The sequence below is a fragment of the Candidatus Hikarchaeum yamanae genome (assembly GCF_009889665.1).
Taxonomy (GTDB): Archaea; Halobacteriota; Halobacteria; order Halobacteriales; family Hikarchaeaceae; genus Hikarchaeum; species Hikarchaeum yamanae.
The window spans coordinates 145,291-168,751 of sequence record NZ_WTZR01000001.1 but is presented as its reverse complement, the minus strand read 5'-3'; the positions used below and the strand labels follow the sequence as shown (position 1 = coordinate 168,751).

Genomic DNA, 23,461 nt, shown 5'->3' with positions numbered 1-23,461 from the left:
TAATGAAAATTGTAGTTTTTGGCGGAACGGGTTTCATTGGGAAAGTATTATGTAATGAATTGGCTGGGAAAAATCAAGAAGTAATTTCTGTGGGAAAAAGAAAAAGCGGCCACGGGTTTACCCAAGGGTGGGGGTTCACAAGAATTCCTTTTACTCGTGGTATTTTGCATCGTCAAGGTGATATAGAAGATTATGAATTTGTCGAAAAGTGTTTGAAAGGGGTAGATATAGTATACAATCTCGTAGCATTATCTCCGCTTTATCAACCTATAGGGGGAAACAGAAAACATGATGAGATTCATAGAAGGGGAACAGAAAATATAGTCCGAGCAGCGGAGAAATGTGGAGTGAAAAGAATGATTCACATGAGTGCGGTGGGGGCCAATTCAAATGCAGAAACGGCATATCTCCGTGCAAAGGGAAACGCGGAAAAGATAGTTAAAAAATCTAGTTTTGAGTGGTGTATTTTCCGCCCTTCTGTGGTATTTGGAGAAGGGGGAGAATTCATTTCGTTCATAAAGAAAATAGCACCACCATACATTACTCCACTACCAGGAGGGGGGAAGATGAGATTTGATCCTATTTGGGTGAAAGACTTGGTTGAAATTATGGTCAATTATACGAATTCAGATTTTAAGAGTGGGGAAATTTTTGAAATTGGTGGACCAGAAATTATGAGTATGGCAGAGATTACTAAAGCCATTCATTCATCGAAGGGCAGGCCGTGTGTGGTAGTTCCAATACCTATGGTTATGCAAAAGTATTTAATGGCAATTGCAGAGATAGTCCCTAGTATTTTACTTCCATTCGGTAATGACCAATACAAATCGCTCAAACTTGATCCTGTGACGAAGGGGAATGATGTGGAAAAATTAGGAAAGTCAAAAAAGGAACTAATGACAATGCAAGCGTACTTGGCAGGAAAATAGACTATAGAAGAATGAAAAAGTGATAGAGGGAAGCGTCAGACGTCTGTCATCCGTGAGGAGATTGGGAGGATCATAATTGTATTTTGAATCATATCGCAGCAACACGTTTTTGTACAAAGGGAATGGTGAAATTGTGGAAGAATGAGCTACCAAAAGGTTTATTCAGATATATAAAGTGATTTGTTGTCACGGAGACTAAGCCTAGATATGAAACTCGCTCTAATTGGATTTGGACAGGCCGGAGGAAAGATAGTTGATAAATTCCTTTTGTACGATAAGCAGACTAAAAGCAACATTGTAAGAGAAGCTGTTGCGATAAATACTGCCAAAGCTGATTTGATGGGTTTAACTCAGGTTTCGGGTGATAAGAGGATATTAATTGGGCAAGATCGAGTGAAGGGGCACGGAGTAGGCGCAGATAACTCATTGGGCGCGGAAATTGCAGAAGAGGAACTCGACATTATGCAGAATATTATTGATCAGATACCAACTCATGAAGTGGATGCATTCCTTATTGTTGCAGCATTGGGTGGGGGGACTGGCTCGGGTGGGGGGCCAATATTAGCCAGACACTTGAAGAAAATATACACGAAGGAGCCAATTTATGGTTTGGGCATAATTCCATCGTTGGAAGAAGGTGGGATATATACACTGAATGCGGCAAAATCATTTCAAGCATTTGTTCAAGAGACTGATAATTTACTTGCATTTGACAACGATGCGTGGAGAATGGGAGGGGAGTCTGTTGAGGGAGGTTATGACGCGATAAATGAAGAGATAGTGAGAAGATTTGGAGTCTTGTTTGGAGCAGGGGAAATCCAAGAAGATAATGACATTGCAGAATCTGTTGTTGACGCTTCAGAAATTATCAATACGCTTGCAGGAGGAGGTGTGACCACGGTAGGATATGCAGCAGAAGAAGTTCCAGTTCGAACTAAACGTGGAGGGATATTGGCACGAATTCCAGGAGGAAAGAAAAACGAACAATTCCAAGATAGTGCGAATAATACAAATAGAATCACAAGTTTGATTCGAAAAGCAACATTGGGGAGATTGACGCTTCCGTGTGAGATCCAGGGTGCAGAGAGGGCGCTTGTTGTTGTATCGGGGCCACCAAACTATCTCAATCGAAAAGGGATAGAGAAAGGCAGAAGGTGGATAGAAGAAGTGACAGGGAGTATGGAAGTAAGAGGTGGAGATTATCCGATATTAAATGAAAATAAGGTTGGTGCTGCGGTTATGCTTTCAGGGGTTGTCAATATTCCTAGGATAAAGAATTTGCAGCGGGTTGCAATTGAAGCCCAGGAGAACATGGCCGATATTAGATCCCAAAGTGAAGAGAGATTGCGGGAGTTAATTGAGGAGGGCACAGATGATCTGGAACCACTATTCTAGATGGATTCCAATAGTAATTGGAATTATATTAATAGGGGGAATGGTTGGCGCTACATCCATAGAACAAGGAGGGGTTGACCAGGTAGAAATTGGAAGTGACATAATAGTGCAGACAGTGGTGACAGAATTGTATACGACAAATACAGGTCCCATAGACGTATGGACATTGAAGGGGGAATCTTTACTCGAGAGCGTGACGTGGACAGTGACAGAAATTAATGCAGCAGATCGCCCTATCCAAGGTTCCAAGAAAGTGTATGCGGGAAAGGTTTTTGAACACGGTGTTAGCTTAGATGATTCGGTTGTGAAAATAATAGTAGAGGTTTCGGGGACTATTCCAGAAGTATCAGACTGGAAATATGAGCCAGCACAGAAAATTTTGGTTATGGAGCTCTCTCAAGTTCGACTAGGGGGTACAGAAAATGTAATTGGAATTATAGAAGCTTCACCGTATAATCCAGAGAGTAAACTTGCAAGGGAGGCTATAGACAAGGCAAATGTGGTCGTCGAAGAGTCAAAGGATATGGATGCTCAACAAACAATCGAAAATGCCATCTCAGCATACGATGTGGGGAACTTTAAAAATGCGAAAGATTTAGCGAGACAAGCGGAAGAAAATGCTATTGCACTGGAAAATAGCCAAGAAAGAAAAGGATTGATATTGAATATTGTTGGAGTTGTGATGGTCGTGGCACTTATTGGAGGGGCGATAATATGGTATCAGTCTACACGGCACAAAAGTAGACTTTAATGCGAGTCGTAATTCCATTTGCTCCGCGCGATCCAAAAACTAGATTATCAGAAATCCTCAATGTAGAAGAGCGTCATTCGTTTGCGGAAGTGATGTTAGAAGATGTTGCAGTGGCAGTGGAAATGGCAGGTGGAATCCCAGAGATACTATCTACAGATAGGATAGAGAGTCGGTGGAAAGTTATAGTAGATGATAGGCCGTTGTCAGTTGCTGTGAATGGAGTGCTAGAAAACTCGAAGATGCCCATAGCCATTGTGATGAGCGATTTGGCCATTGCAACGGCAGATTCTATACGAAGATTATTAGAATCCGAAGGCGAAATTTCAATTGTTCCAGGAAATTTAGGGGGAACTAACGCTTTTGTGACACGGAGAGAAGATTTTAGAGTGGATTACCATGGTACCTCATACCTTGATCATGTGAAAATAGCTGAGGAGATTGGATCAAATGTGACCAAGGTGGATTCGTTTAGACTCGCGACTGATATCGATGTTAAAGAAGATTTAATTGAAATATTAATTCACGGAGAGGGGAAATCTCGAGATTGGCTGATAGAAAGGGGATTCCATTTAGAAGTGAAGGGACAGAATCGGGTGGGAGTATATAGGAGCGAAATGAGATGATAATAGGAGAAGAGAAATATGGGATCGAAATGGAATTTAAACAAAAAGAAGTTAGAGAACTACTTTCAGTTGGTCCGGATGATGTGGAGACTAATTCGACGTTGACTTATGCAAAAAATGTATTCATACCTTTAACAACAGCTTGCAGGTATACATGTACCTACTGTACTTATTTTGATCCCCCGGGGAAAGCATCTTTATTATCACCGGAAGATGTGAGGGAGATTGTAAAAAAGGGGATTGAACTAGGTTGTACAGAGGCACTATTTACTTTTGGAGACGATCCGGATGAAAGGTATGTTGAGATTTATAGAAAATTGAATGAATGGGGCCATAAATCAATACACACGTATCTTGAAGAAATGTGTGAAATGTGTCTAGAAGAGGGGATACTTCCACATTCTAATCCGGGAGACCAGACGCGGGAACAGATGGAGAAAGTTGCAAGAGTGAATGCTAGTATGGGCGTCATGTTGGAAACTGTAGCAGAGGTTAAAGCTCACGGAGGTGTGAGGAAAAAAAATCCAGGACAGAGGCTCAATACATTGAAGATTGCAGGAGAACTCAAAGTGCCATTTACAACAGGGATATTAGTAGGAATTGGGGAAACGGAAGAAGACAGGGTAAAAAGTCTTCTTGCCATTCGGGAGATGAATGAAAGATACGGCCACATACAGGAAGTAATTATCCAACCGGTAGTTGAAAATGTGCGTTGGAAGGGGGGAACTCCTTCGTTAGAGTCTATGCGAAAGGTGGTGAGCATGGCTCGGTATTGTTTACCTGAAGAAGTCTCAATTCAAGTTCCACCTAATTTGGCTTCTATTAGAAATTTTTTAGACTGTGGGATTGATGATTTAGGAGGAATTTCTCCGGTCACAATAGACCACATAAACCCAGATTATGCATGGCCTGCTCTGCAGGAGTTGGGATCGATTGCCACAGAGATGGGGGTTTCTCTTGAAGAGAGACTGCCAATATATAATCGATTTATAAAGAAAGATGGGTGGGTTTCGACTGAAATTAGGCAGGCTATAGAGGCAAGAAATAGATCGGGAGAAAGGTATCGAAGGATACTCAATGGTGTCAAAATTTAAAAAATTGGACGTATTAAGAAAGAATTGTTGAAGGAATTGTTTTTGAAAGCATAGGAGTTCCATCGGCTCTAGGACCAAGAGTAGGGCCAAATGGTGGGCAATCTGTATCTAACTCTACAATTTGGTCATAAGTAGTAGTTCTCTCTGCAGGGATTCTACCAACAGCGGTGATCATCCCTACATATTCATTGAAGCTTCGGAATTGGCCAAACTTACCTCCTGCACGAGTGGTTATTTCTTCAGTTAAGAGAGTTCCCATGAAATCATTTGCCCCACAAGATAGCATTTTAAGACCTTGAGAATCTCCAAATTTTACCCAAGATGATTGGATGTTATCAATATTGTCAAGAAATAGTCTAGAAACTGCCATCAGTAATTCATCTTCGGAAGGAGTTGCTCCGGTAGAGACAATTCCACGTTTATGCAACGGGGTATTAGGATAGACAAAAGAAAGTGGGACAAACTCATTGATCATTTGGGTTCTATCTTGAAGATCTCGTATGACTTCGAGATGCATCGCCCGATGCATTTCGTTTTCTACATGTCCATACATGATAGTTGCAGTTAAGGGGAGATTTTCAGCTGCGGCAGCTTCCATGGCACATACCCACTCGGTGGTAGAGATTTTACCAGGACAAATGATCTCCCTTACTTCGTCCACCAAAATTTCTGCTGCAGTTCCAGGTACAGAGTTCAATCCCGATTTCTTGAGTTCATGGTAGACATCTCGATAACTCCAATCGGTTCCACGTTTTGCATGATCAGCTTCTTCTGGAGTTATAGAGTGTACGTGAATTTGATCCACTTTCATGGCGCGAATTTGGTCACAATAAGTTCCAGGGTCTACATGGTAGTTTTCAGCTGATTTATAATGAATAGAATTGTGATATTCGGGGGAGGAATTTAAAATTTCCCTATGCTCAGAATTGAGAACTAATGCGGGGTGAAGTCCAGAAACTGAACAGACCTCAGAGATGCCCAGATTGAGTGCATCTTCAACTGTTTTTCGAGAGGTTTCAGGGGTTTTAGTGAATCCATTATGGTGCCCATTATAACGTTTTTCGAACAAATATGCGGAGTCTTTAAAATTGCAGAATAAACAGCCAGTATTGCAAGCAGTGGTTATATTATTATTGAGATTTGCAACAAAAGTTACAACTTCTCCTGCTACTTCTGCTCTTCGTTGGTCCGCGGCTTGTAGAACTTGTTCTTTCCTAAGGGGATCTATTCCAAGAGTATCAGTCCCAGTGGTGAGTAGTTCTACTGCATCATCTACATTTAACCGAGAGCCGCTTCTAGCTTTATCCAGTGCATTTTCAAAGGACTGATCAGTGATAGGCAGGTGATCAAAAGTAAAAGGTGCACGAGAAGTAGCGGCCATTCTGTGTGATTTCATGCACTGCGAAGAATAAAAGATTAATGAAGAAGAGGTAGGTTGTACCCGGTTTCATGTTCTAGTATGAAATTCCATGTATCTTGGCAATTGCAAGAAGGTTCAGACAATACAGAAGGATCTTGTCGAAGATTGAAATCTTTGATAGAATGAAATACTTTTTCGTCGCAAGACCCACAGTTGTGAGGACCGCGGTTGGATCCAGATCCGACTGGATCGGAAACAACAATTACATTGGTTTTCACCGTTTCGCGTAGGACGTGAGAAATAGACCATAGCCAGGGTGGCCGATATCCGTGTGAAAAGTAAAGCCGCTCGACAAGAGTGTGTCGTTGGACATTCGAGGGATTCATTGAAACAGTGTGTGCATAAGGACTTACTTGGTTGATAGAATCGATCATGTCGGTTATGGATTCAGATTCGGATAAAAAGGGAGGTTTCAATAGTAAATATGCTTTTATTCCGGCTCCTGCTTGGTTCGCTACATCACTTGCAATGGTGAAATCTTCGAAGGTGAAATATTTGTTAATGCAATCTTTCCGGATACGATCAGAGGTTGTCTCGAGACCAATTGCGATGTCTACGGATAGATTCATATTTGTAAAATCTGAAATTTTTGATTCAGTGACAAAATCAGGAAGGCTCTCAATAACAATTCTATCACGATTGGAGAATATTTCTGCTATTGATTTTCTAGTCACAGAAGGAACTTCACGTTCGTCGAAAAAAGATCCAGAAGTATAAATTTTTACTTGTCCACAGGATATATTTTGTTGTTTCTCATAATCTAATGCGACTGTTACTTGGGTGAGTAAGTTCTCGTGGGAAACAGATCCACCCTTGACAGATTCTGCAACATACCCACACATAGTGCATCCGCCGGCTCGAGCCCACCTACATCCACCGGTATTAAGGATGATGGTGAGAGAATTATAAATACCAGAAGGAGTATTATCCTCATCAATCCAAACTCGAGTGGGAAATTTTGGGTCGTGGGTTTTCTGATTGCGGGACCGTATTTCTCTCATCGTGAGATTGTGTGCGTCCATTCCTTTTCCAAGTTCATAGACGCTGGAAGAGGGTTCACTCATGATAAGAATGAGACTATGGGGGTGTAAAACAAGTGCGGAAATAGAAATATCAAACGTGGGGGGGTTGGGTTTACCGGAAAATACTATTCATAGGGAGACTAGGGAGTATCATGAGTAAAGGAAAACCAGAAAAAAATAAAAGGATAAATGTCCCAGACGAAGCTTGGGAAGAATATATAATTGATGCTGATTTCCATCTCAACTTATTTGACCCAAAAGAATATTTAGAGTACATTGAAGATCCCCGATTAAAGAAAAAAATAGAAGTTGGAGGGATTCCTAAAGGGGTGACGGGTGGGTGGGTTTTCCCATATGCCCATCATATTGCTGATTCGCTTAATACGCAAGGGACAGCGTTGGTTGCAGAAGATATAGATGGATTGAAGAAGCAATATGCAATTGACGCAGTGATAGTCGGACCGGGGATGATTAACCTACCAACAGCACGGTATCCAATTGTAAAAAATGCGATAGTAAGAGCATATAACGACTACATAGTAGACAAAGTTATCGATGTGAAAAATGGCATTTATGGATTGGCGATAGTCCCCCAGTGGGACCCGGCAGCATGTGTAGAAGAAATAGAAAGAATGAAGGGAGAGAAGGGGATCGTAGGAGTTCAAGGGTGGTATAGCCCTCAGACTTTATTTGGTGCGATGGAATATGAGGAAATGCACAGAGAATTGGTAAAGGAAAAATTACCATTAGTTTTACACGGTAGTGGGTTTACGTCTAGGTTTGATTTACTAGGAAACTCGATGAAATCGGTCGTCGAAGCTTTGACTTTGTCTTGGACGTACAATGCCATGGCAAATGTACTGAATCTTATATTTACAGGGACATTTGATCGGCACGAGGATCTGAAAGTAGTGATACAAGAAGCAGGTACTAACTGGGTTCCTTTTGCATCTCTAAGAGCTGATGAATGCTATTATGCATTACCAGAAGATGTGATGCTTTCACACAGAATGTTCGAAGATGAAAATGATTATTTGAAGCATATGCCAAGTGAGTATTTCTTTAAGAATATGTACTATACAACACAACCAATAGCCCTTCCAAAAAACCCTGATCATGTTAAATCCATGTTCGAAATGTGTAGGGCTTCGGAAACATTCTTATATTCAAGTGATTGGCCTCACAATACATTCGATCCTCCAAATTGGTTGTTTAATAACAGAGGTATAGACAAAGAGACTCGGGCGAGAATTTGCCATGGTAATTCAAAGGAAGTATTCAGAATATAATATGCGAGAGAAAATTATTGGCAGGATTGAGGATTTCCCAGAGGGCAGAGGGACGGGGGTAAAATTGGGGGGTTTGAAGATAGCGGTTTTTAACATAGATGGTAAATTGTATGCAATTCATGATAGTTGTCCACACAAACATGCCCCATTGCACGAGTCAGGAACAAACAGATACAATAGTGAAAAATGTGGAGGAACATTTCTTGGTGAAATAGATTTGGAATTAAAGATGATTAAATGTCCCTGGCATGGGTTACGATTTGATCTCGAAACGGGAGAGAGTCCGGTATTAAAGAGAAAAATACCAGTCTATAATGTGGTCGTTCGGGAAGATGGAGAGGTTGCAGTTGTTGTTTAGAGTTTTTGTACGTGACGGATATCGATAGCAACTCCTCGAGAACTTTGTTGCATCTCAGGACCGCTCATAATCGCCCTTCCAACTGCGAAAGCCAAAGGACCTTGGACAAGGACCTCATCGCCAGATCTAATGGTTTCAGGGGCACTAACCACTCCGGGGGCGAGTACACTTCCTTGGGGGACAAAATTGTCGATGGTAACAGTTGGGATATTAAATTTTGAATTTTTTAATTTATTGGCACCATGCAAGGTTAGAGAAAAAAGTCCATATTCAGGTAACAAAGTAGCAATTTGATCGGTGTCAAATATCCTTCGGGCAAAATATTTTCCTTTGAGTGTGCAGTCGGTGAATAATAAATCTCCCACGCCATTTCCAAATTGGTAGTCTGCGATTGCTTGGGCCTGATAGAGCATACGCTCACGGCGGGAATAATGAGATACGAGAGACAATGCATTATCTAAATTTTGCAGAGATTCTGGAGAAAGTGGATGATCTACTACAGTGTACTCAATCGGAATACGAGAATTTTTAGTGGCCAGTTCGACGATATCTCGGTATCCCCCAGAGGGGACGTGTGCGATTATATTTGGATAAGAATTTGACTCAATATATTGCGATAATAATTTCGAGATTCTATTAATCTCATCGGAACTCCAATTTCCCGTTACAACCGTGTCATAATGTTGTGCAGGATATGTTAACTCTAATTCTTGAGGTATGATTCCAAGGGGTGATGAGATAGACACTTTATGACCACGGAAGCGGATTGATTGATGGAAAAATCGATGGCTCTTTGACTTTGAATAGGGCTTTTTTGCAGAACATGGTACGAGTACTAAAGGATGTGTGAAGCGATTTTTATACCGTGTGAGAATGCGCTCTTGGAAGCGGGTTATTTCAATGCGGTTTAGTGAGTCTTCGGTGGTGGCGATGAATCCTTCCGTGCGTGCGACAGGGGTTCTTTGTTCCAAGTAATGTGAGTTCGAATCCAGATAACGAAAAGCTGCAGTTAGCCACGTGTCATGGCGAACCTGGCCTTCAAGATAATCTCGTATGCGGTTTGATCGAACATATTGTGTAATGAGAGAAAGCTCATTTTTCAGAGTGTTGATATTATGAGTGGCACAATCCTCATTTGTGAATTTATCTATAGAGACAGAGCAGGAGGGACAGTGGCAAGGTAGTTCGTCTAAATTTTCTAAGGAATAGTCGCCCGTAGGCAATAGATACGTTCCTTGTAGTCCAGATAACACTGCGCGTGTCGTGTCGAAAAGGTCTATGCCTAAGTAAACAAAAAATGATAGATTCTGAGGAGTAGCAATACCAGGTAAGTAGAGTGCAGAATCAGGGGGTATTGATATCTTTGTTTGGATGATATCGTTGCAAAATTTATTAGGGGGACCAAGGGGATGAGATGTGGTGGATAAGATATAAGCATCTGTGTGTAGATCGGAGGCTGTTTTTGGCGAGATGACGGCTGCGGTGGGAGAATCTATATCAGGGGGTTCAACAAAAAAAGCATCTTCGAGGACGGGTTCGGTTCCAGAGGGGAATCCTCGGTGAGGCAAAATAAGAAGTTTATCAATAGAAGGGGAAGATGGTATTTCTTTTTCAGTTGCCCATAAGCTTCCAGAATTGTGGAGAAAGTCATCGCAAATGGCAGGAGTGGGGAGAGGTGTTGGAAATCGTAATTTTCCCAGGCGGGCAGATCCATCCCGGTGTGTAACTTCAAAATATTTGGTCATTGTAAGAATTCTAGTTGTGCCATATTAGGAGGATAGGTTGATAAATTTTACATCATCGGATAGAGTTTCTAAAATTGTTTGGGGCCAATTGTTATGTGCGAATGTGAAGGCTGTTTCGGGGTGGAGAGAAACTAGAGTTGAGATTCCAACTGCGGCTTGTTTGAGTGAAATTGAGTCAGTAGTAAATGGAATTTCTGCAGTGAGAGGATATGTGTGGGATAGACTATAGGGGAAAGGACCAAAAGGTGGTTTTACGTATAAAATTTCACTATAATTGGAAGTAGAGAAAGGAGGAACAATATCTGTTGTTAATAGCACATTTGTTCCAATATTGATTCGGGATAGGTGATTATGGTGTCTTACTATTTCGGGCCGAAGGGGACTCAAATCGGAAATGTGGAAAAATGTTCCTTTCACAGAGGGATCCTGTCTTTCGAGTTGTGCAGAATATTGAAATAGTGCTCGACATCCATCAAGCATGGCGGGGTGGGAAGCAGATCTGAGTTCGACTAGTTCGAGAAGATTTCCTTCTTTTATTGCAACTTTGATTCTCTTTAATTCTCCAAAACTAACGTAAAGGTTGTGCTCTGCCAACAAAGATTCACACTCTAATTTAGATAAATTTTGGAGTTCGGATGGTGTATAGGCAGAACATACGGGGCAATAGCAAGGAAAATGATCTAAATCTACAAGTTGTTTTGTTCCTTGAGTGGTGAGATATGACCCCCGTCTAGCGTACAGGGCATAAGCAGCAGAGTCGAATAAATCGCAACCTGCAGCGACTGCTAGAGCAAACATCATTGGATGGCCAGCGCCAAAAAGATGAACAATAGCGTCGAATCCAAGACCACGTTTAGTAGCCATGATGATATCAACGACATCTTTAAACCTATATTGTGTAAGTAGGGGAACGGCGGCCCCGATGGGGAAAACGTCGAATCCGAGAGCATAGGCATGCTTAGCCGCTTGTTCTCGTAAATCAAGATGGGTAGAACCTTGGATGGGGGCGGATATGAGCATATCACCATCGACTAATGATTTGGATAGTTCCAATCGTTCGAATGTGGTTTCTAAATCTAGCTGGGCGGTTTCAAGAGGGGCATCGGGGGGAGTGGGTATATCAAGAGGAGTTGCGATATCAGAACCTATAGCATTCTGGAAATGAATAATTTCAGAAGTGGTGACATCTACATTTCCGTATTCTGCTAGCTGGAAAGACCCTGAATCAGTCATAATTGCACCGGGGAAATCTAAGAATTCATGGAGCCCTTTCTCAAGGGATTCGGCGTGGAGGTGATCATCTTGGTGGATGATGTAAGAGTTAGTTATGAGGATTTGGGCACCGAATTTCGAGGCTAGAGTTGATGGGGAAATGGTTTGTAATTTTGGATTTATCACGGGGAGAAGTGCAGGGGTTTCAACTACGACATTAGATCTAGGAACTGTAAAATGTCCAATTCTACCGTTTGCATCACAATCACGGAGATCAAAAAGGCCCTGAGTCATTGGAGTGCCATAAGGGTGTATGAAGCAAAAGTAGTTCGTAAAAAAAGTGACAAATGAGAAGTTGACATGGTGGGGGAATTAAAGCCAAAAAATATAATAAGGTGGTGGGCAAAAAAGGAACAAGTGAGATAAAAGGTATAAATGAAGAAAGATTTGATTACGGTGAATATTGATGTGGGGGGAACTTTTACAGATGGATTTTTCGCGTGGGGGAATAGATTAGTCTCTGCGAAAGTCCCAACTACAGGGCACGATTTGACGGTTGGTTTTATGGAATGTATTGAAAGTGGGGCTGAAAAAATGGAAATGGGCCTATCTGAATTTTTATCGAAGGCTAGTATGGTTAGATTCTCTACTACAATGGGGACTAATGCCATTATAGAAAAAAAGGGGATGCAAATTGGGTTACTAGTCACTTCTGGGCAAGAGGGAGAGCTTTATTCTGTAGAAGGTGAATTCAAAGTCAGCGATTATTTTGTCAATCCAGAATTGATAGAAGGTGTAGAGGAAGAAATTGACATAGAAGGAAAGGTAATCATAAAACCAAAAGTAGAACAAACGCTAAAAGCCGTAAAAAAATTGCAAGAATCCGGGGCTCGAATGATAGTGATTTCATTGAAGAATAGTTATTGGAACGATGCCAATGAAAGAGAGGTTAAAAGATTAATTCAAGAAGAATACCCTCGCCACTATTTAGGATCAGTTCCTACATTAGCTTCGTTTGAAGTTTCATCTCGTCCTGATGATTACCGTAGATTGAATACAGTCGTGGGAAACGCATATATTCATCGTCCGATGAAAGTTTCATTATACAGAGCAGAAGACAAAATAAGGTCTCACATATATAATAAACCTCTATTTATTGGCCACTCTAGTGGGGGGGTTGCGGCAGTAGCTAAGACGAGAGCGATAGATACTCTGAATTCAGGACCAGTTGCGGGAGTTTTTGGGGTTAAAGCTCTCTCGGATGAATATCAGGTAGACATTATTGGAGCAGATATGGGAGGTACTAGTTTGGATCTGAGTGTTGTAAGAAAAGGAGAACTTCCATTAGAATTAAGTCATGAAATAGAAGGATTACCAACACATATTCCCGCAATAGCAGTTCAAACAATAGGGGCGGGGGGAGGTTCAATAGCAAAGGTGGTACAGGGAGAACTCCAAATAGGTCCGGAATCCGTGGGTGCAAATCCCGGTCCAGCTTGTTTTGGGAAGGGTGGAAAAATGGCAACAGTGACTGATGCTGATGTAGTTTTAGGCAGAATAAGTTCAGATTTTTTCCTAGGGGGAAGATTGGAATTATCAGTGGATAAAGCCCGGAAAGCTATGGAAGAGCACGTGGTTGGGGAGAGGAAAAATAAAATCGAAGAAGCAGCAAATGAAATAATAGAAGGTGTTGAACAAAAAGTAAAGGACTCGATCGTAAAAGTAGGTTCAGGGATTGACACTGTTGTGGCTTATGGGGGTGCTGGGCCCATGCACATGACAGGGTTAGTTAAAGAAAAGGGCATAAAAAGGATAATAATTACACCGCATTCGGCTATTTTTTCTGCGTTTGGGGAATCAATGATGGGCATTCTCCATACATACACGAGACCACTGTTGCAAAAATCCAATGTAGAAGAATTAATTAATCAGATGAAAATGGATGCAGAGAAAGATATGAAATCTGAGGGATTTTCTTCAGATGAGATCAAATTCGATGTAGATGCCATAAGTTATGATCCGAGTGAGAGAGTAGATGGATTTGTGCCTATAGAAAAAAAGAGAAAGAAAGATGAGCTTGTTACATTAAGGCTTCATGCTAGAGGCGAGGCTCCAGTATCTGTTTTTACGAGGGGAAAATGTGGAGAAGAAAATCCAGAAATTGCCAAAATAGGAGAACGAGAAGTGATATGGGGAGATGAGAAAATATCTACTCCAGTGTTTATATTTGAAAAATTGCAGAAGGGAGCAATTGTAGAAGGACCAGCGATCATTGAGTCAATAGACACTACAATACCAATTGTGGAGGGTACTTTTTTTCGGGTGGATGTCATAGGAAACGGGATCATAGGATCCAAACGATCAGATATCGTGGTTTCATAAATCCAAGGTGAAGAAGTGGGATTAAAGAGATCCCATTAAGTTGTGGATAGTCTCGGGCGGGGTTTGAATAGGAATGGTCCATTCACTAGATAGGAGTGTATTGCAAGGGATAGAATCAAGGAATGTGTTGACTGAATCAATTTCGGGGGAAAAGGTAGAAGAGGGAATTCCAAGGGCGAAATGAATACCAGAATCTTGTGCAGATTCTATAGATTTTTCTGGAGAAGGTGTCGATCCAGTTACCAAATCGAACCCCAAATCTGCTGCACCTTTAATTTGAGTAGGAGAAGTTTCTCGAGTGATTAATGCTCCGAAAGCTTCGTAATGGGCTATGATGTTGGGCAGAGGAGAGAGTGTTTGTACATAAAGAGGGTCGGATAGGGACAATCCGTTGGGATCGAGGAGTGCAATTCCATCTGCCCCAGATTCTAGATAAGAGTTAGCAAGTTGAGAAAGAGCCTCCTCAACAGAAAAAAGAACTTCTTCCCTGATTGAATCATCATTTTTACTAGAAGGAGATAGGAGAGAATTTGATATAATTTCTGGACTGGATATCCCACCTATAATAGCGCAGTCGAGAGATTCTTTTAGGCGGGATGTTACAGACAAAACTTGGGGAATTCTTCCACCGGTTAAGATGGAATCCACATCCATATTGAGGGCATCTTCCATGGTGTGAATATGTCCATCCTCGTGAGGATGCAGATAGCCCATCGCCGTAGTTTCTAGTGTTGTATCGAAAGAAACACAAAGTGCAGGTAGATCGAACAGATCTACAGCATTATGCAAAGATTCATAAAGGTTGTTTTCATTGGATTCCATTTCAGCTACATCAAAAGAAGAAAGTTTTGCTGCGAGCTCATAAAGCCAGATTAAAGGGGAAGGATTGGGTCCGAAAAGTGATAGAAATGAATCCATTAGATGTGTTAATTAGGGGAAGCGGCAGGGGGTCGGAGTAGCAATGCTGATCCACCAGCACATAAAGCCAATCCTGCACCGATTAGGAAGGTCGCAGTCCAGCCAGCAGATACGACAAGCCATCCAGCAACAGCCCCACCGAATATACCTCCCCATACTTTTCCAGAGTAGAGAAGAGCATAGTTTGCAGATGAATTTTTTGAACCATAATAATCTGCGACAACACTAGGGAATAAGGTGTATTGAGGGCTCCAGAAAAACGTTGCTATGAATACAGAGAAGATGAAACCTATACTGAGACCCATATAACCGAAGAAGAGAGTCCCAAGAAGGCCTAAACCACAAAGGGCGAATGAAATTGCCATCGCACGTTCACGGCTAAATCCAAGTGAAATTCCAGGAATACGGTCATCTGAGATATATCCCACAACCAACCGTCCAACCCCACCTGCGATGGGGAGTATAGTTGCAGATGCAGTCACCGCCGCAAAGGTCAAGCCTAGATTTTCAGCTAGTAGAACTACTTTTGCTGTCAAGGTTAGACCGGCACCACTTACTGCGACAAACATTAAATACATTAACCAAAACTGCCAAGTTTTGATCATTTGACCTGACGTGAATTCGTTGGATTGGGATGGTGATTGAGTGGATTTTTTCTCAGAAACCGATTTGGTGATATTGGTTTTAAGCCAGTTTTCAGGGGGGTCTCGAAGGATAATTGCCCCCACAATAACTCCGATTAGTATCAATAGACCCATGTTTTGGAGGACATCGGGATAGCCAGCTGCAGTTGCATTTACTCTAACGTAGGGTATAAAAAGAGCACTCCCACCGGCAAAAGCCATTGTTCCTATTCCTGTTGTAAGCCCTCTTCGGTCTGGGAACCATTTTAGAGCCGTGTTAACAGCCACGGTGTAGATGATACCCACACCAATTGCCCCTATAGAATATAGAACGTATATTTGCCACACTTCGGTTGCCTGAGAAATTCCAATGTAACCCCCACCAGCTAGAATTCCTGCGAGAAGAGTTAATTTCTGAGGACCATACCTATCCCTCCACCAACCGACGGGGAATTGAGATCCTGCTTGGAATATAACAAAGAGTGTGAATACCACGCCTAAAACACTTAACGGAACGCCTAGACTATCTGCCATGGGGCCTTCGATAGAAGACCATACGTACTGATAGGGACTGACTAAACCCATCATTAATGCTGCGGCTATAATTTGCCACCATCTAGAAAAACCCAATATCTCGCGGGAAAGCGCCGGATAATCGGGAGATGAACTATTCATGGTAGAGAGAAGTTGTCTGTAGGCATTATAGTTACGAGTGTGAAAATTAGATGGAATTAGATGTTTTGAACATCTAGTAAGTTGTGTGCAATGATGATCGATTGATCGGCGTGTAAAGAGACGGGTCCGAGATTAATGGTTGTTTGAATGTATGCATTCAATATGTCAAGTTCAGAAGGGGAGAAATTTTGATGATCTGAAAGAATGAATATGGGTTCGGGAGGGAACACGAATGTTTGAGAGGAAAGACCACGCTCATCTAGGTGGATGAAAGTTCCACTTGGATCAACAGAATTTAACAATGACTTAAGGTCCCGTTTCGAAATGTAGATTCCAGGGGTACTCTCTAGTTCAATTTGGCCAACGATTTCTGGTATTTTTTCTAACGCTTTTTTTATCAAAGCTGCAATACACCTCTCATCGGGATGTAAATAACGTGTTTCGGAGCTTTCAATTCGAATAGAAATTTTGTTTTGTAATAAAAGATAAACTCGGACATTGTTCCGTAGTGCATGTGAAGTCAGAAGAGATGCCCCGACACACCTACAAAGTATATCCATTCTCCCTCCACTTCCGGGGAGGTCATTGAGAGAAAAATCAGGTGTTATTGTTGCGGTGTGACTTATCACTATGAATTGCCGCATAGACCCATTTTTATTACAAGGGGTAAATCTCCATCGGTATATAGTGACCATTGTTAGGCAAAAATAGTTGGGACGAATGCAGAATTACTTAAGTTTTATCAATAATAGTAGTACATAGAGATGGATCTGTTTGAACAAGTGGAAGAGATAATGGGTCAGGGAGAGATTTGTGATTCTTGCTTAGGTCAGATATTTGCAAATAGAGGACATGGTTTGACTAATAGAGAGAGAGGGAGGGCTTGGAAAACCGTATTGGCCATGGAAAATGAGAAAATTGTGGAAAGGGAAGTGGATTGTTGGGTGTGTTTGGGGGAAAGTTATCGATTTAGAGAATGGGCGGATTTGGCCGTGGCAGAAGTTAGAGAAATTGAATTTGAAACGTATAAAATTGGCACTAAGATGTCTCCGTTACTTGACGAGAATGCTAAATTATTAAGGGAGCTCGTGGGAATATCAGTAGATTCAGGTGAGTTTCTCAAAACAGAAATGAATCGAGAGGTTGGGAAAATTATAGGAGATAGGACGGGGAAATCTTTTCAAGAGGATAGTCCAGATATAGTGATACTGTTGGATGTTTCGACTAGATCTGTCGAGATTCAGGTGAGTCCAATATGCATATATGGGAGGTATAAGAAATTGATCAGAGGGATTCCGCAAACTAAATGGCCATGTGGCGAATGCAAGGGGAAAGGAACAAATTCAGAGGGTGTATGTGAGCGGTGCGGTGGTTCTGGAAAGCAATACGAAGAGAGTGTGCAAGAGTTGATAGATTCGGTGGCAATTGGGGCTACAGAAGGGGAGAGTTCTACATTCCATGGTGCAGGGAGAGAAGATATTGATGCGAAAATGGTGGGTACAGGGAGACCATTTGTAGTAGAAATTAAAACCCCTAAAAAAAGGTCTGTAGATCTTCAAATATTAGAAGAAAGTATGAACGAAGCTGCAACTGGGAAAGTAGAAGTGGAACTAGAAGGTATCGTGAGTAGAAAAATGGTGGCACATATAAAAGAGTTGCCTGCGTCAAAAACATACGAAGTTGGAGTTAAATTTGAAGATGTTGTAGAAAAAAAATTATTAAAAAAAGCGCTCGAGGTGTTAGAAGGGGTTGAAATTGAACAAGAGACCCCTACGAGAGTTATCCATAGGAGGGCAGATAAAACTAGAGTGAGAAAAGTGTATTCTGCGAAGGGAGAGCTGATAAGTCCTACGGGAGCGAATTTAGAAATCCACGGGGAAAAGGGACTTTACATAAAAGAACTAGTTAGCGGAGACAATGGTAGAACAAAGCCTAACTTGGCGGAGTTAGTAGGAGTAGAAGCCGTGGTAGAAACATTAGATGTGATTTCAGTAGTTGCGGAGGGTGGTAGTTTCCGTGTTCCAGAGTATATGCTTAGGCAAAAAGAAAGTAAGGATATGGAGAAATAATGGCCATAATTGGCGTGGATGAAGCGGGAAAGGGACCAGTGATAGGATCGATGTTTGTTGTGGCAGCTAGGGTACAGTCAGAAGAGGACTTGCCGGATGACGTGGTGGATTCAAAAAAAATCACGGCAAGACGTAGGGAAGAAATTGCAGACAAACTCGTCGAAGTGGAATCTTTCTCGATGAGTGCACAAGAAGTAACCATCGAAGAAATTGATAGACCGGATTCGAATATGAACATATTAACTGCAGAAGCTCATGCGAGGGCGATATCAGAAATAGCTGAAAATGGAGATTACATATATGTGGATGCTGCCGATGTCAATCCGGAGCGTTTTGCTAGGAGGGTTCTAGATGGATTGAATGTGGAAGTTCAGATTATTTCAGAGCACAGAGCGGATCAAAAGTATCCAATTGTTAGTGCAGCGAGCATACTCGCAAAAGTAGCGAGGGATTCGCATGTTTCGGATTTGGCCAGGACATATGAGGATATTGGCAGTGGTTATCCTTCAGATAGTAGAACTATAGATTTTTTGGAGAGATATATTTTAGAGAATGGGACATTGCCCAATTGCGCGCGTAAATCCTGGAAAACAAGTAAAGATATAATGGGAAGAAACGCTCAAAAATCGATTGAAGAGTGGGATTAAAATATAATTTATTTTAATTTAAGTAAGAATTTTAGAATGTCACCATAGGCGGGACGTGTTATGAGTACCCCTATGAGAACGCCTAAAATTGTTACTATCGCAAAACCACGGAGGTCGCCGAGTGAAAGTACAGCTAAGGGGCTCAGTGCAACTATGGTCGTCACTGCTGCTGCTCCAATGATCCAAAATGCTGCCCTGAAGCGATTACGGAATATTCTTGCTGAGGAAACAGAGCCTTCGGCCATGACTTCATCTGCGATGATGATTAAATCATCCACACCTGTTCCAATAACTGCTATAAATCCTGCAATGTGGGAGAGGTCCAACGCTAGGCCAATACCAGAAGAGAAACCCAATAGGATGATAACTTCAGATAATGCAGTGATAACCATGGGGAAGGCTACTTTTATTTCACCATAACGGAAGAACACTACTGCGGCGACTGCCAAGATGGCGATTAGGCCTATAAGAAATGAGTAGATTTTGAAATTCTCTGCCAAACTGGGAGAAACAAAATTGATTGTTCCAGAATCTAAATCGAGTGGTGCAGGTAACGCTCCAGCTCGGAGATTAAGACGAAGAGAATCTGCATTCGTTCTGTTTGTAGAGGTCATAACAAAATTCTTACTGTTGATGAACTCCCCTTTCGCCAATGAAGTAGAAAGACCGGGGGAGATAGATGCGGAGTAAACGATATCCCCATCTAAGACGGTATGAATGCAATATCGCAGTTCTCGGGGGATTGAATTTGTACAAGTATTAGAATTGCTTTGAGAAGAAAATCCGTATTGCTGCATGTACATCTGAAAATTCGAAGCTCCTTCTTCTGTCAAAGTGACAGGTACATGGGGAGACCCAATAGAAATAGTTGGGTCCTGAACGGTTCCAACGGTTGCTATGTCATCTTGTGTAAGTACGACTACAGTTCCCCATTCGTTAGTTTCGGTTGGGAATTGGATCATTACCTCCACTGATCCACGTTTTTCGACTAATTTTCGGACTTCATTGCTATTATAATTGGGAACCTCAATTATGATAAAATATTGACCAGATGGTGTTGTTGATTGTTGTACGGTTGCACCGGTAAGTCCAGATTCATCAAATTTTTTGTTAAGCACTTCAAGAGTAGTTTTTCGAGTTTGTGCAGTGACCCCTGGGCGGATTTCACCATGAGATAGGTTGGCACGAGAAAGGGCCAATCTGAAATCTTCTACCGGGATATCTGCAAATATTTCAAAAGTCCCAATCCCGTCTGGTCCTATTTTGGCATCGACGTCGCTGCGAGATAAAGAGGGAAATTGGCTTAACATGGTTTCTTCTACATTTGATTCCTGATATCCGATGAAAGACACTTCTTCTACAGTCCAACCAACAAGCGGGGCCCGTACACGGGTGCCACCGGAAAGATCTAGTCCATAACTGAGGTTTAGATCCAAGCTATCGGAAGTAGAGGTGGAAGTTGATCCGATAGGAGAGATGACAATCACACTGAGGATTAGAAGAATTGAAAGGGCCAAGATACGCCAATTGGAACGAATATTCATTGCTGACCCTCGATGTACCAACGTAGGAGACTAAAGTTTAAGAGATAGGTGTTGAGCAAATCCACAAGTAAGCCGAAAATAAGTACCACACCAATCGAGGTTAGAAGATCGACACCGAATAAAAATGAGGATATGGTCATAACGGTGATTGCAGAAAGTGATGTGAAAGTCATAGTAAGTCCAGTTCTCATAGCATTGTAAGTAGATTCGTAGAAGTTCCCTTTACGCTTTAATATATGATTTGTAAGTAATATATCAGAATCGACACTATATCCTATTAACATTAATAAGGCTGCCACAGTACCCAAAGATAGTTGAATGCCCAGCAAATTCATAATAGCAAGAGGAATTAGAATGTCTCCTAAAGCAGAGAGGACTACTGCTACTGAAGGAATTAATTTTCTGAATAAAAAGAAAACAACAATAGCCATTCCAATAAACGCCATCATGATGCCAAGTAGTGCTAATGTTTGAGATTCTGCTCCAAAACTCGGGGAAGTACTTTGGACTGCTAAAACCTCGAAGCCAGCATTGTTTGAAGCAAGTTCTAACTGTTCGGGTTGAACGGTGGAGGATTGGAATGTGACTATATATGCATTAGTTTGGGTTGCAATAGGCCGGATAGAATCGATAGGCCAATCAAATGTTGAATAAATGGGATCAGTTCCGCCATCAGAAATTAATGTAATTTCAGTTCCGCCAGTGAATTCTATTCCGGGGTTAACAGGTAATCCTGTAGCGAGATACCACCCGCCCAATACTAGAATTGAGACCAATAAAAGAGTCAGAGGTATAGAAGCGAGTTGTTTATTCGAATATTTCTTAAAAGGAAAAGATTCGACGTTGAACTCAAACATACGAATTAGCGGTGTTAGTTAGAGCGGATAAAGCTTACTACAGCGAATTTGTAAATCGGTAACGAAGAGAAGGTAAGAATTACAGTCGGTCGCTACTAAAGCCTATCATGGAAAAGGTCCCAGAAAGGTCAGAAATTGCTCAAAAATATAAATGGGATTTGGAAAGTATATATTCTGAAAATGGTGAATGGAGAAATTCACTTGAGATTGTCAAGAAAAGATTGGATGGATTTGAACTATATGAAGGAAGGGTTTGTGAAAGTGGAGATACTTTACTAGAGTTATTGGATCTATCGGAGTCAGTGATGCGAGAGATGGGAATGGTGATTTCATATGCAAAATTGCACTCCGATGAAGACAGAAGAAACCAAAAATATCAATCTATGTTGATTGAAGCTAGATCGGTGGCGGCAAAACTAGGGGGAGTGACTAGTTTCATTGAGCCAGAAATTCAAGAACTAGATTACGAAAAATTAGAATTGTTATTGAAATCAAATGCGGGACTTGATATTTATCACCATTATTTAAACGAAATAATCCGGGTGAAAGATCATGTTCGTTCGGCAGAGGTTGAGGGACTATTGGCAGATATGGGAGAAATATTTTCGGCCCCAAGTGAGGTTTATGGATTATTAATGAATGCAGATATATCGTTTCCAAAAGTTAGAGGGGAGGATCAAGAGTTAATTGAGATCACCCACGTAAACTTCACTAAATTTATGAGAGAAGGTGAGAGGGGGCTTAGAAAGAAAGTTTATCAGAAATTTTATGGAGAAATGGGGAGATTCAGAAATACCATAGGGTCCATGTTGAAGAATAATATTATTGTAGATGTCAAAATAGCCCGGGCACATAATTATGAAAATGCAAGGGATGCTGCGATGGACGGGTCGAATATCCCGACAGAGGTGTATGATGGATTGGTGAATACAGTTAAAGAGAATCTCCATGTTTTGCATCGACATGTTGAATTAAAAAAGAAGAGTCAAGAATTGAATCAGATGAAAATGTGGGACCTATATGTTCCAATATCTCATGGAAAAAGTCCAACAGTAGAATACGATCAGGCATTAGAATACGTGGTTGAATCGGTGTCGCCTCTTGGGGAAGAATATGAAAATGGGCTCAAAGATGGTGTTAATTCGGGGTGGATTGACGTGTATGAAAATCGTGGGAAGTACTCTGGAGCATATAGTGGAGGGACTTATGACACAAAACCATTCATACTTATGAATTATCAGAATGATATTCAGTCTATGTTTACTCTGGCTCATGAGCTAGGGCATTCAATGCACTCTAGATTGACCAACGCGTCTCAGCCGTATGTGTATTCAGGTTATGACATATTTGTAGCAGAGGTTGCATCTCTTGTTAATGAGACTCTTCTGACAAATTACCTTTTAGAAACAGTAGAAGATGAATCATTCAAGATTCACGTTCTTGATGAAGCTATAGAGAGATTCAGAAGTACATTGTTTAGGCAAACTATGTTTGCTGATTTTGAACATCAAATTCATAATGTTGTAGAATCAGGAGGGGCATTGATTCCAGATACATTTGATGAGATATATAGAAAAATAAAAAGTGAATTTTACGAGCCAATTGGCATGGATAAATACATACAGAGGGAATGGATGCGAATTCCGCACTTTTATTATAACTATTATGTGTATCAGTATGCTACAGGCATCTCTGCTGCAGTGTCACTGGCGCAGAGTCTGATAAAGGGGGATAGTTGCCAACAGGATAGATATATTTCATTTCTCAAATCGGGGTCAAGTGAGTACCCCTTAGAGTTGCTGAAAGAAACAGGAGTGAACATGATATCAAAAGAACCAATTGAAAAATCTATATCAGTTTACGAAGACTATCTTACAGAAATGGAATTGATTATTGGTGATGGATAGA

20 protein-coding genes are annotated in these 23,461 nt (G+C 41.3%); 11 read left to right on the top strand and 9 right to left on the bottom strand.

Annotated elements, in window-relative coordinates; genetic code table 11:
• Nucleotides 1–2 precede the first annotated feature (2 nt).
• From ACM9H2_RS00825 to cofG, 5 genes are all read left to right on the top strand, one after another.
• Nucleotides 3–929, top strand: coding sequence for a complex I NDUFA9 subunit family protein (locus ACM9H2_RS00825; RefSeq protein ID WP_415487210.1), 927 nt, complete (start codon nucleotides 3–5; stop codon nucleotides 927–929).
• 207 nt (nucleotides 930–1,136) lie between these two features.
• Nucleotides 1,137–2,324 (top strand): tubulin/FtsZ family protein, encoded by a 1,188-nt coding sequence (locus tag ACM9H2_RS00820; protein ID WP_415487208.1) that lies wholly within the window; start codon nucleotides 1,137–1,139, stop codon nucleotides 2,322–2,324.
• Nucleotides 2,302–3,075, top strand: coding sequence for a hypothetical protein (locus ACM9H2_RS00815; protein ID WP_415487206.1), 774 nt, complete (start codon nucleotides 2,302–2,304; stop codon nucleotides 3,073–3,075). The genes ACM9H2_RS00820 and ACM9H2_RS00815 overlap by 23 nt, the downstream gene beginning before the upstream one ends.
• Entirely contained in the window at nucleotides 3,075–3,698 is a 624-nt protein-coding gene (cofC, locus tag ACM9H2_RS00810; protein ID WP_415487204.1) for a 2-phospho-L-lactate guanylyltransferase, read from the top strand. Before ACM9H2_RS00815 ends, cofC begins: the two co-directional genes overlap by 1 nt.
• Nucleotides 3,695–4,792 carry a 7,8-didemethyl-8-hydroxy-5-deazariboflavin synthase subunit CofG gene (cofG, locus tag ACM9H2_RS00805; RefSeq protein WP_415487202.1) on the top strand — a complete coding sequence of 366 codons (1,098 nt, stop codon included), beginning with the start codon at nucleotides 3,695–3,697 and terminating at the stop codon, nucleotides 4,790–4,792. The genes cofC and cofG overlap by 4 nt, the downstream gene beginning before the upstream one ends.
• 13 nt (nucleotides 4,793–4,805) lie before the next feature.
• Here cofG and cofH read toward each other — a convergent pair whose 3' ends face one another.
• On the bottom strand, nucleotides 4,806–6,188 hold the full coding sequence (gene cofH, locus ACM9H2_RS00800) for a 7,8-didemethyl-8-hydroxy-5-deazariboflavin synthase subunit CofH (protein ID WP_415487200.1): 1,383 nt from the start codon (nucleotides 6,186–6,188) through the stop codon (nucleotides 4,806–4,808).
• A gap of 20 nt (nucleotides 6,189–6,208) precedes the next feature.
• Nucleotides 6,209–7,276, bottom strand: a complete 1,068-nt coding sequence (locus tag ACM9H2_RS00795; protein ID WP_415487198.1) for an archaeosine biosynthesis radical SAM protein RaSEA — start codon at nucleotides 7,274–7,276, stop codon at nucleotides 6,209–6,211.
• 110 nt (nucleotides 7,277–7,386) lie between these two features.
• Here ACM9H2_RS00795 and ACM9H2_RS00790 point away from each other — a divergent pair, with 110 nt between their 5' ends.
• Both ACM9H2_RS00790 and ACM9H2_RS00785 read left to right on the top strand, forming a co-directional pair.
• On the top strand, nucleotides 7,387–8,523 hold the full coding sequence (locus ACM9H2_RS00790; RefSeq protein WP_415487196.1) for an amidohydrolase family protein: 1,137 nt from the start codon (nucleotides 7,387–7,389) through the stop codon (nucleotides 8,521–8,523).
• On the top strand, nucleotides 8,492–8,881 hold the full coding sequence (locus tag ACM9H2_RS00785; protein ID WP_415487194.1) for a Rieske (2Fe-2S) protein: 390 nt from the start codon (nucleotides 8,492–8,494) through the stop codon (nucleotides 8,879–8,881). The genes ACM9H2_RS00790 and ACM9H2_RS00785 overlap by 32 nt, the downstream gene beginning before the upstream one ends.
• Here ACM9H2_RS00785 and arcS read toward each other — a convergent pair.
• Together arcS and tgtA are read right to left on the bottom strand one after the other, a co-directional pair.
• The gene (arcS, locus tag ACM9H2_RS00780) at nucleotides 8,878–10,626 is read right to left on the bottom strand and encodes an archaeosine synthase subunit alpha (protein ID WP_415487192.1); all 1,749 of its coding nucleotides are present in this window, start codon (nucleotides 10,624–10,626) and stop codon (nucleotides 8,878–8,880) included. The genes ACM9H2_RS00785 and arcS overlap by 4 nt on opposite strands.
• A gap of 24 nt (nucleotides 10,627–10,650) precedes the next feature.
• Nucleotides 10,651–12,132, bottom strand: coding sequence for a tRNA guanosine(15) transglycosylase TgtA (gene tgtA, locus ACM9H2_RS00775; RefSeq protein WP_415487190.1), 1,482 nt, complete (start codon nucleotides 12,130–12,132; stop codon nucleotides 10,651–10,653).
• Between the two features lie 141 nt (nucleotides 12,133–12,273).
• Between tgtA and ACM9H2_RS00770 the strand changes: the two genes are divergently transcribed.
• Nucleotides 12,274–14,220 (top strand): hydantoinase/oxoprolinase family protein, encoded by a 1,947-nt coding sequence (locus ACM9H2_RS00770; RefSeq protein ID WP_415487188.1) that lies wholly within the window; start codon nucleotides 12,274–12,276, stop codon nucleotides 14,218–14,220.
• A gap of 21 nt (nucleotides 14,221–14,241) precedes the next feature.
• Here ACM9H2_RS00770 and ACM9H2_RS00765 read toward each other — a convergent pair whose 3' ends face one another.
• From ACM9H2_RS00765 to trmY, 3 genes are read right to left on the bottom strand one after another with little or no spacing between them, the layout of a single operon-like run.
• Nucleotides 14,242–15,138, bottom strand: a complete 897-nt coding sequence (locus tag ACM9H2_RS00765) for a hypothetical protein (RefSeq protein WP_415487186.1) — start codon at nucleotides 15,136–15,138, stop codon at nucleotides 14,242–14,244.
• Between the two features lie 8 nt (nucleotides 15,139–15,146).
• Entirely contained in the window at nucleotides 15,147–16,436 is a 1,290-nt protein-coding gene (locus ACM9H2_RS00760) for an OFA family MFS transporter (RefSeq protein ID WP_415487184.1), read from the bottom strand.
• 56 nt (nucleotides 16,437–16,492) lie between these two features.
• Complete coding sequence (trmY, locus tag ACM9H2_RS00755; protein WP_415487182.1) at nucleotides 16,493–17,080, bottom strand: tRNA (pseudouridine(54)-N(1))-methyltransferase TrmY; 588 nt, start codon at nucleotides 17,078–17,080, stop codon at nucleotides 16,493–16,495.
• A gap of 120 nt (nucleotides 17,081–17,200) precedes the next feature.
• Here trmY and ACM9H2_RS00750 point away from each other — a divergent pair, with 120 nt between their 5' ends.
• The gene (locus ACM9H2_RS00750; RefSeq protein ID WP_415487180.1) at nucleotides 17,201–18,505 is read left to right on the top strand and encodes a tRNA pseudouridine(54/55) synthase Pus10; all 1,305 of its coding nucleotides are present in this window, start codon (nucleotides 17,201–17,203) and stop codon (nucleotides 18,503–18,505) included.
• Nucleotides 18,505–19,152: a ribonuclease HII gene (rnhB, locus tag ACM9H2_RS00745; RefSeq protein ID WP_415487178.1), complete on the top strand. Its 648-nt coding sequence runs from the start codon at nucleotides 18,505–18,507 to the stop codon at nucleotides 19,150–19,152. Before ACM9H2_RS00750 ends, rnhB begins: the two co-directional genes overlap by 1 nt.
• A gap of 8 nt (nucleotides 19,153–19,160) precedes the next feature.
• On the opposite strand, the gene ACM9H2_RS00740 is transcribed toward rnhB, so the two are convergent.
• Nucleotides 19,161–20,696, bottom strand: a complete 1,536-nt coding sequence (locus ACM9H2_RS00740) for a preprotein translocase subunit SecD (RefSeq protein ID WP_415487176.1) — start codon at nucleotides 20,694–20,696, stop codon at nucleotides 19,161–19,163.
• Nucleotides 20,693–21,553 carry a protein translocase subunit SecF gene (locus tag ACM9H2_RS00735; RefSeq protein WP_415487174.1) on the bottom strand — a complete coding sequence of 287 codons (861 nt, stop codon included), beginning with the start codon at nucleotides 21,551–21,553 and terminating at the stop codon, nucleotides 20,693–20,695. Before ACM9H2_RS00735 ends, ACM9H2_RS00740 begins: the two co-directional genes overlap by 4 nt.
• A 107-nt stretch (nucleotides 21,554–21,660) precedes the next feature.
• Here ACM9H2_RS00735 and pepF point away from each other — a divergent pair, with 107 nt between their 5' ends.
• Nucleotides 21,661–23,460: an oligoendopeptidase F gene (gene pepF / locus ACM9H2_RS00730; protein ID WP_415487172.1), complete on the top strand. Its 1,800-nt coding sequence runs from the start codon at nucleotides 21,661–21,663 to the stop codon at nucleotides 23,458–23,460.
• Nucleotide 23,461 lies beyond the last annotated feature (1 nt).

Excerpts from the sequence above, each read along its gene's own strand:
- ACM9H2_RS00825 (WP_415487210.1), top strand. The coding sequence starts at position 3 with ATGAAAATTGTAGTTTTTGGCGGAACGGGTTTCATTGGGAAAGTATTA.
- ACM9H2_RS00820 (WP_415487208.1), top strand. The coding sequence starts at position 1,137 with ATGAAACTCGCTCTAATTGGATTTGGACAGGCCGGAGGAAAGATAGTT.
- ACM9H2_RS00815 (WP_415487206.1), top strand. The coding sequence starts at position 2,302 with ATGATCTGGAACCACTATTCTAGATGGATTCCAATAGTAATTGGAATT.
- cofC (WP_415487204.1), top strand. The coding sequence starts at position 3,075 with ATGCGAGTCGTAATTCCATTTGCTCCGCGCGATCCAAAAACTAGATTA.
- cofG (WP_415487202.1), top strand. The coding sequence starts at position 3,695 with ATGATAATAGGAGAAGAGAAATATGGGATCGAAATGGAATTTAAACAA.
- cofH (WP_415487200.1), bottom strand. The coding sequence starts at position 6,188 with ATGAAATCACACAGAATGGCCGCTACTTCTCGTGCACCTTTTACTTTT.
- ACM9H2_RS00795 (WP_415487198.1), bottom strand. The coding sequence starts at position 7,276 with ATGAGTGAACCCTCTTCCAGCGTCTATGAACTTGGAAAAGGAATGGAC.
- ACM9H2_RS00790 (WP_415487196.1), top strand. The coding sequence starts at position 7,387 with ATGAGTAAAGGAAAACCAGAAAAAAATAAAAGGATAAATGTCCCAGAC.
- ACM9H2_RS00785 (WP_415487194.1), top strand. The coding sequence starts at position 8,492 with ATGGTAATTCAAAGGAAGTATTCAGAATATAATATGCGAGAGAAAATT.
- arcS (WP_415487192.1), bottom strand. The coding sequence starts at position 10,626 with ATGACCAAATATTTTGAAGTTACACACCGGGATGGATCTGCCCGCCTG.
- tgtA (WP_415487190.1), bottom strand. The coding sequence starts at position 12,132 with ATGACTCAGGGCCTTTTTGATCTCCGTGATTGTGATGCAAACGGTAGA.
- ACM9H2_RS00770 (WP_415487188.1), top strand. The coding sequence starts at position 12,274 with ATGAAGAAAGATTTGATTACGGTGAATATTGATGTGGGGGGAACTTTT.
- ACM9H2_RS00765 (WP_415487186.1), bottom strand. The coding sequence starts at position 15,138 with ATGGATTCATTTCTATCACTTTTCGGACCCAATCCTTCCCCTTTAATC.
- ACM9H2_RS00760 (WP_415487184.1), bottom strand. The coding sequence starts at position 16,436 with ATGAATAGTTCATCTCCCGATTATCCGGCGCTTTCCCGCGAGATATTG.
- trmY (WP_415487182.1), bottom strand. The coding sequence starts at position 17,080 with ATGCGGCAATTCATAGTGATAAGTCACACCGCAACAATAACACCTGAT.
- ACM9H2_RS00750 (WP_415487180.1), top strand. The coding sequence starts at position 17,201 with ATGGATCTGTTTGAACAAGTGGAAGAGATAATGGGTCAGGGAGAGATT.
- rnhB (WP_415487178.1), top strand. The coding sequence starts at position 18,505 with ATGGCCATAATTGGCGTGGATGAAGCGGGAAAGGGACCAGTGATAGGA.
- ACM9H2_RS00740 (WP_415487176.1), bottom strand. The coding sequence starts at position 20,696 with ATGAATATTCGTTCCAATTGGCGTATCTTGGCCCTTTCAATTCTTCTA.
- ACM9H2_RS00735 (WP_415487174.1), bottom strand. The coding sequence starts at position 21,553 with ATGTTTGAGTTCAACGTCGAATCTTTTCCTTTTAAGAAATATTCGAAT.
- pepF (WP_415487172.1), top strand. The coding sequence starts at position 21,661 with ATGGAAAAGGTCCCAGAAAGGTCAGAAATTGCTCAAAAATATAAATGG.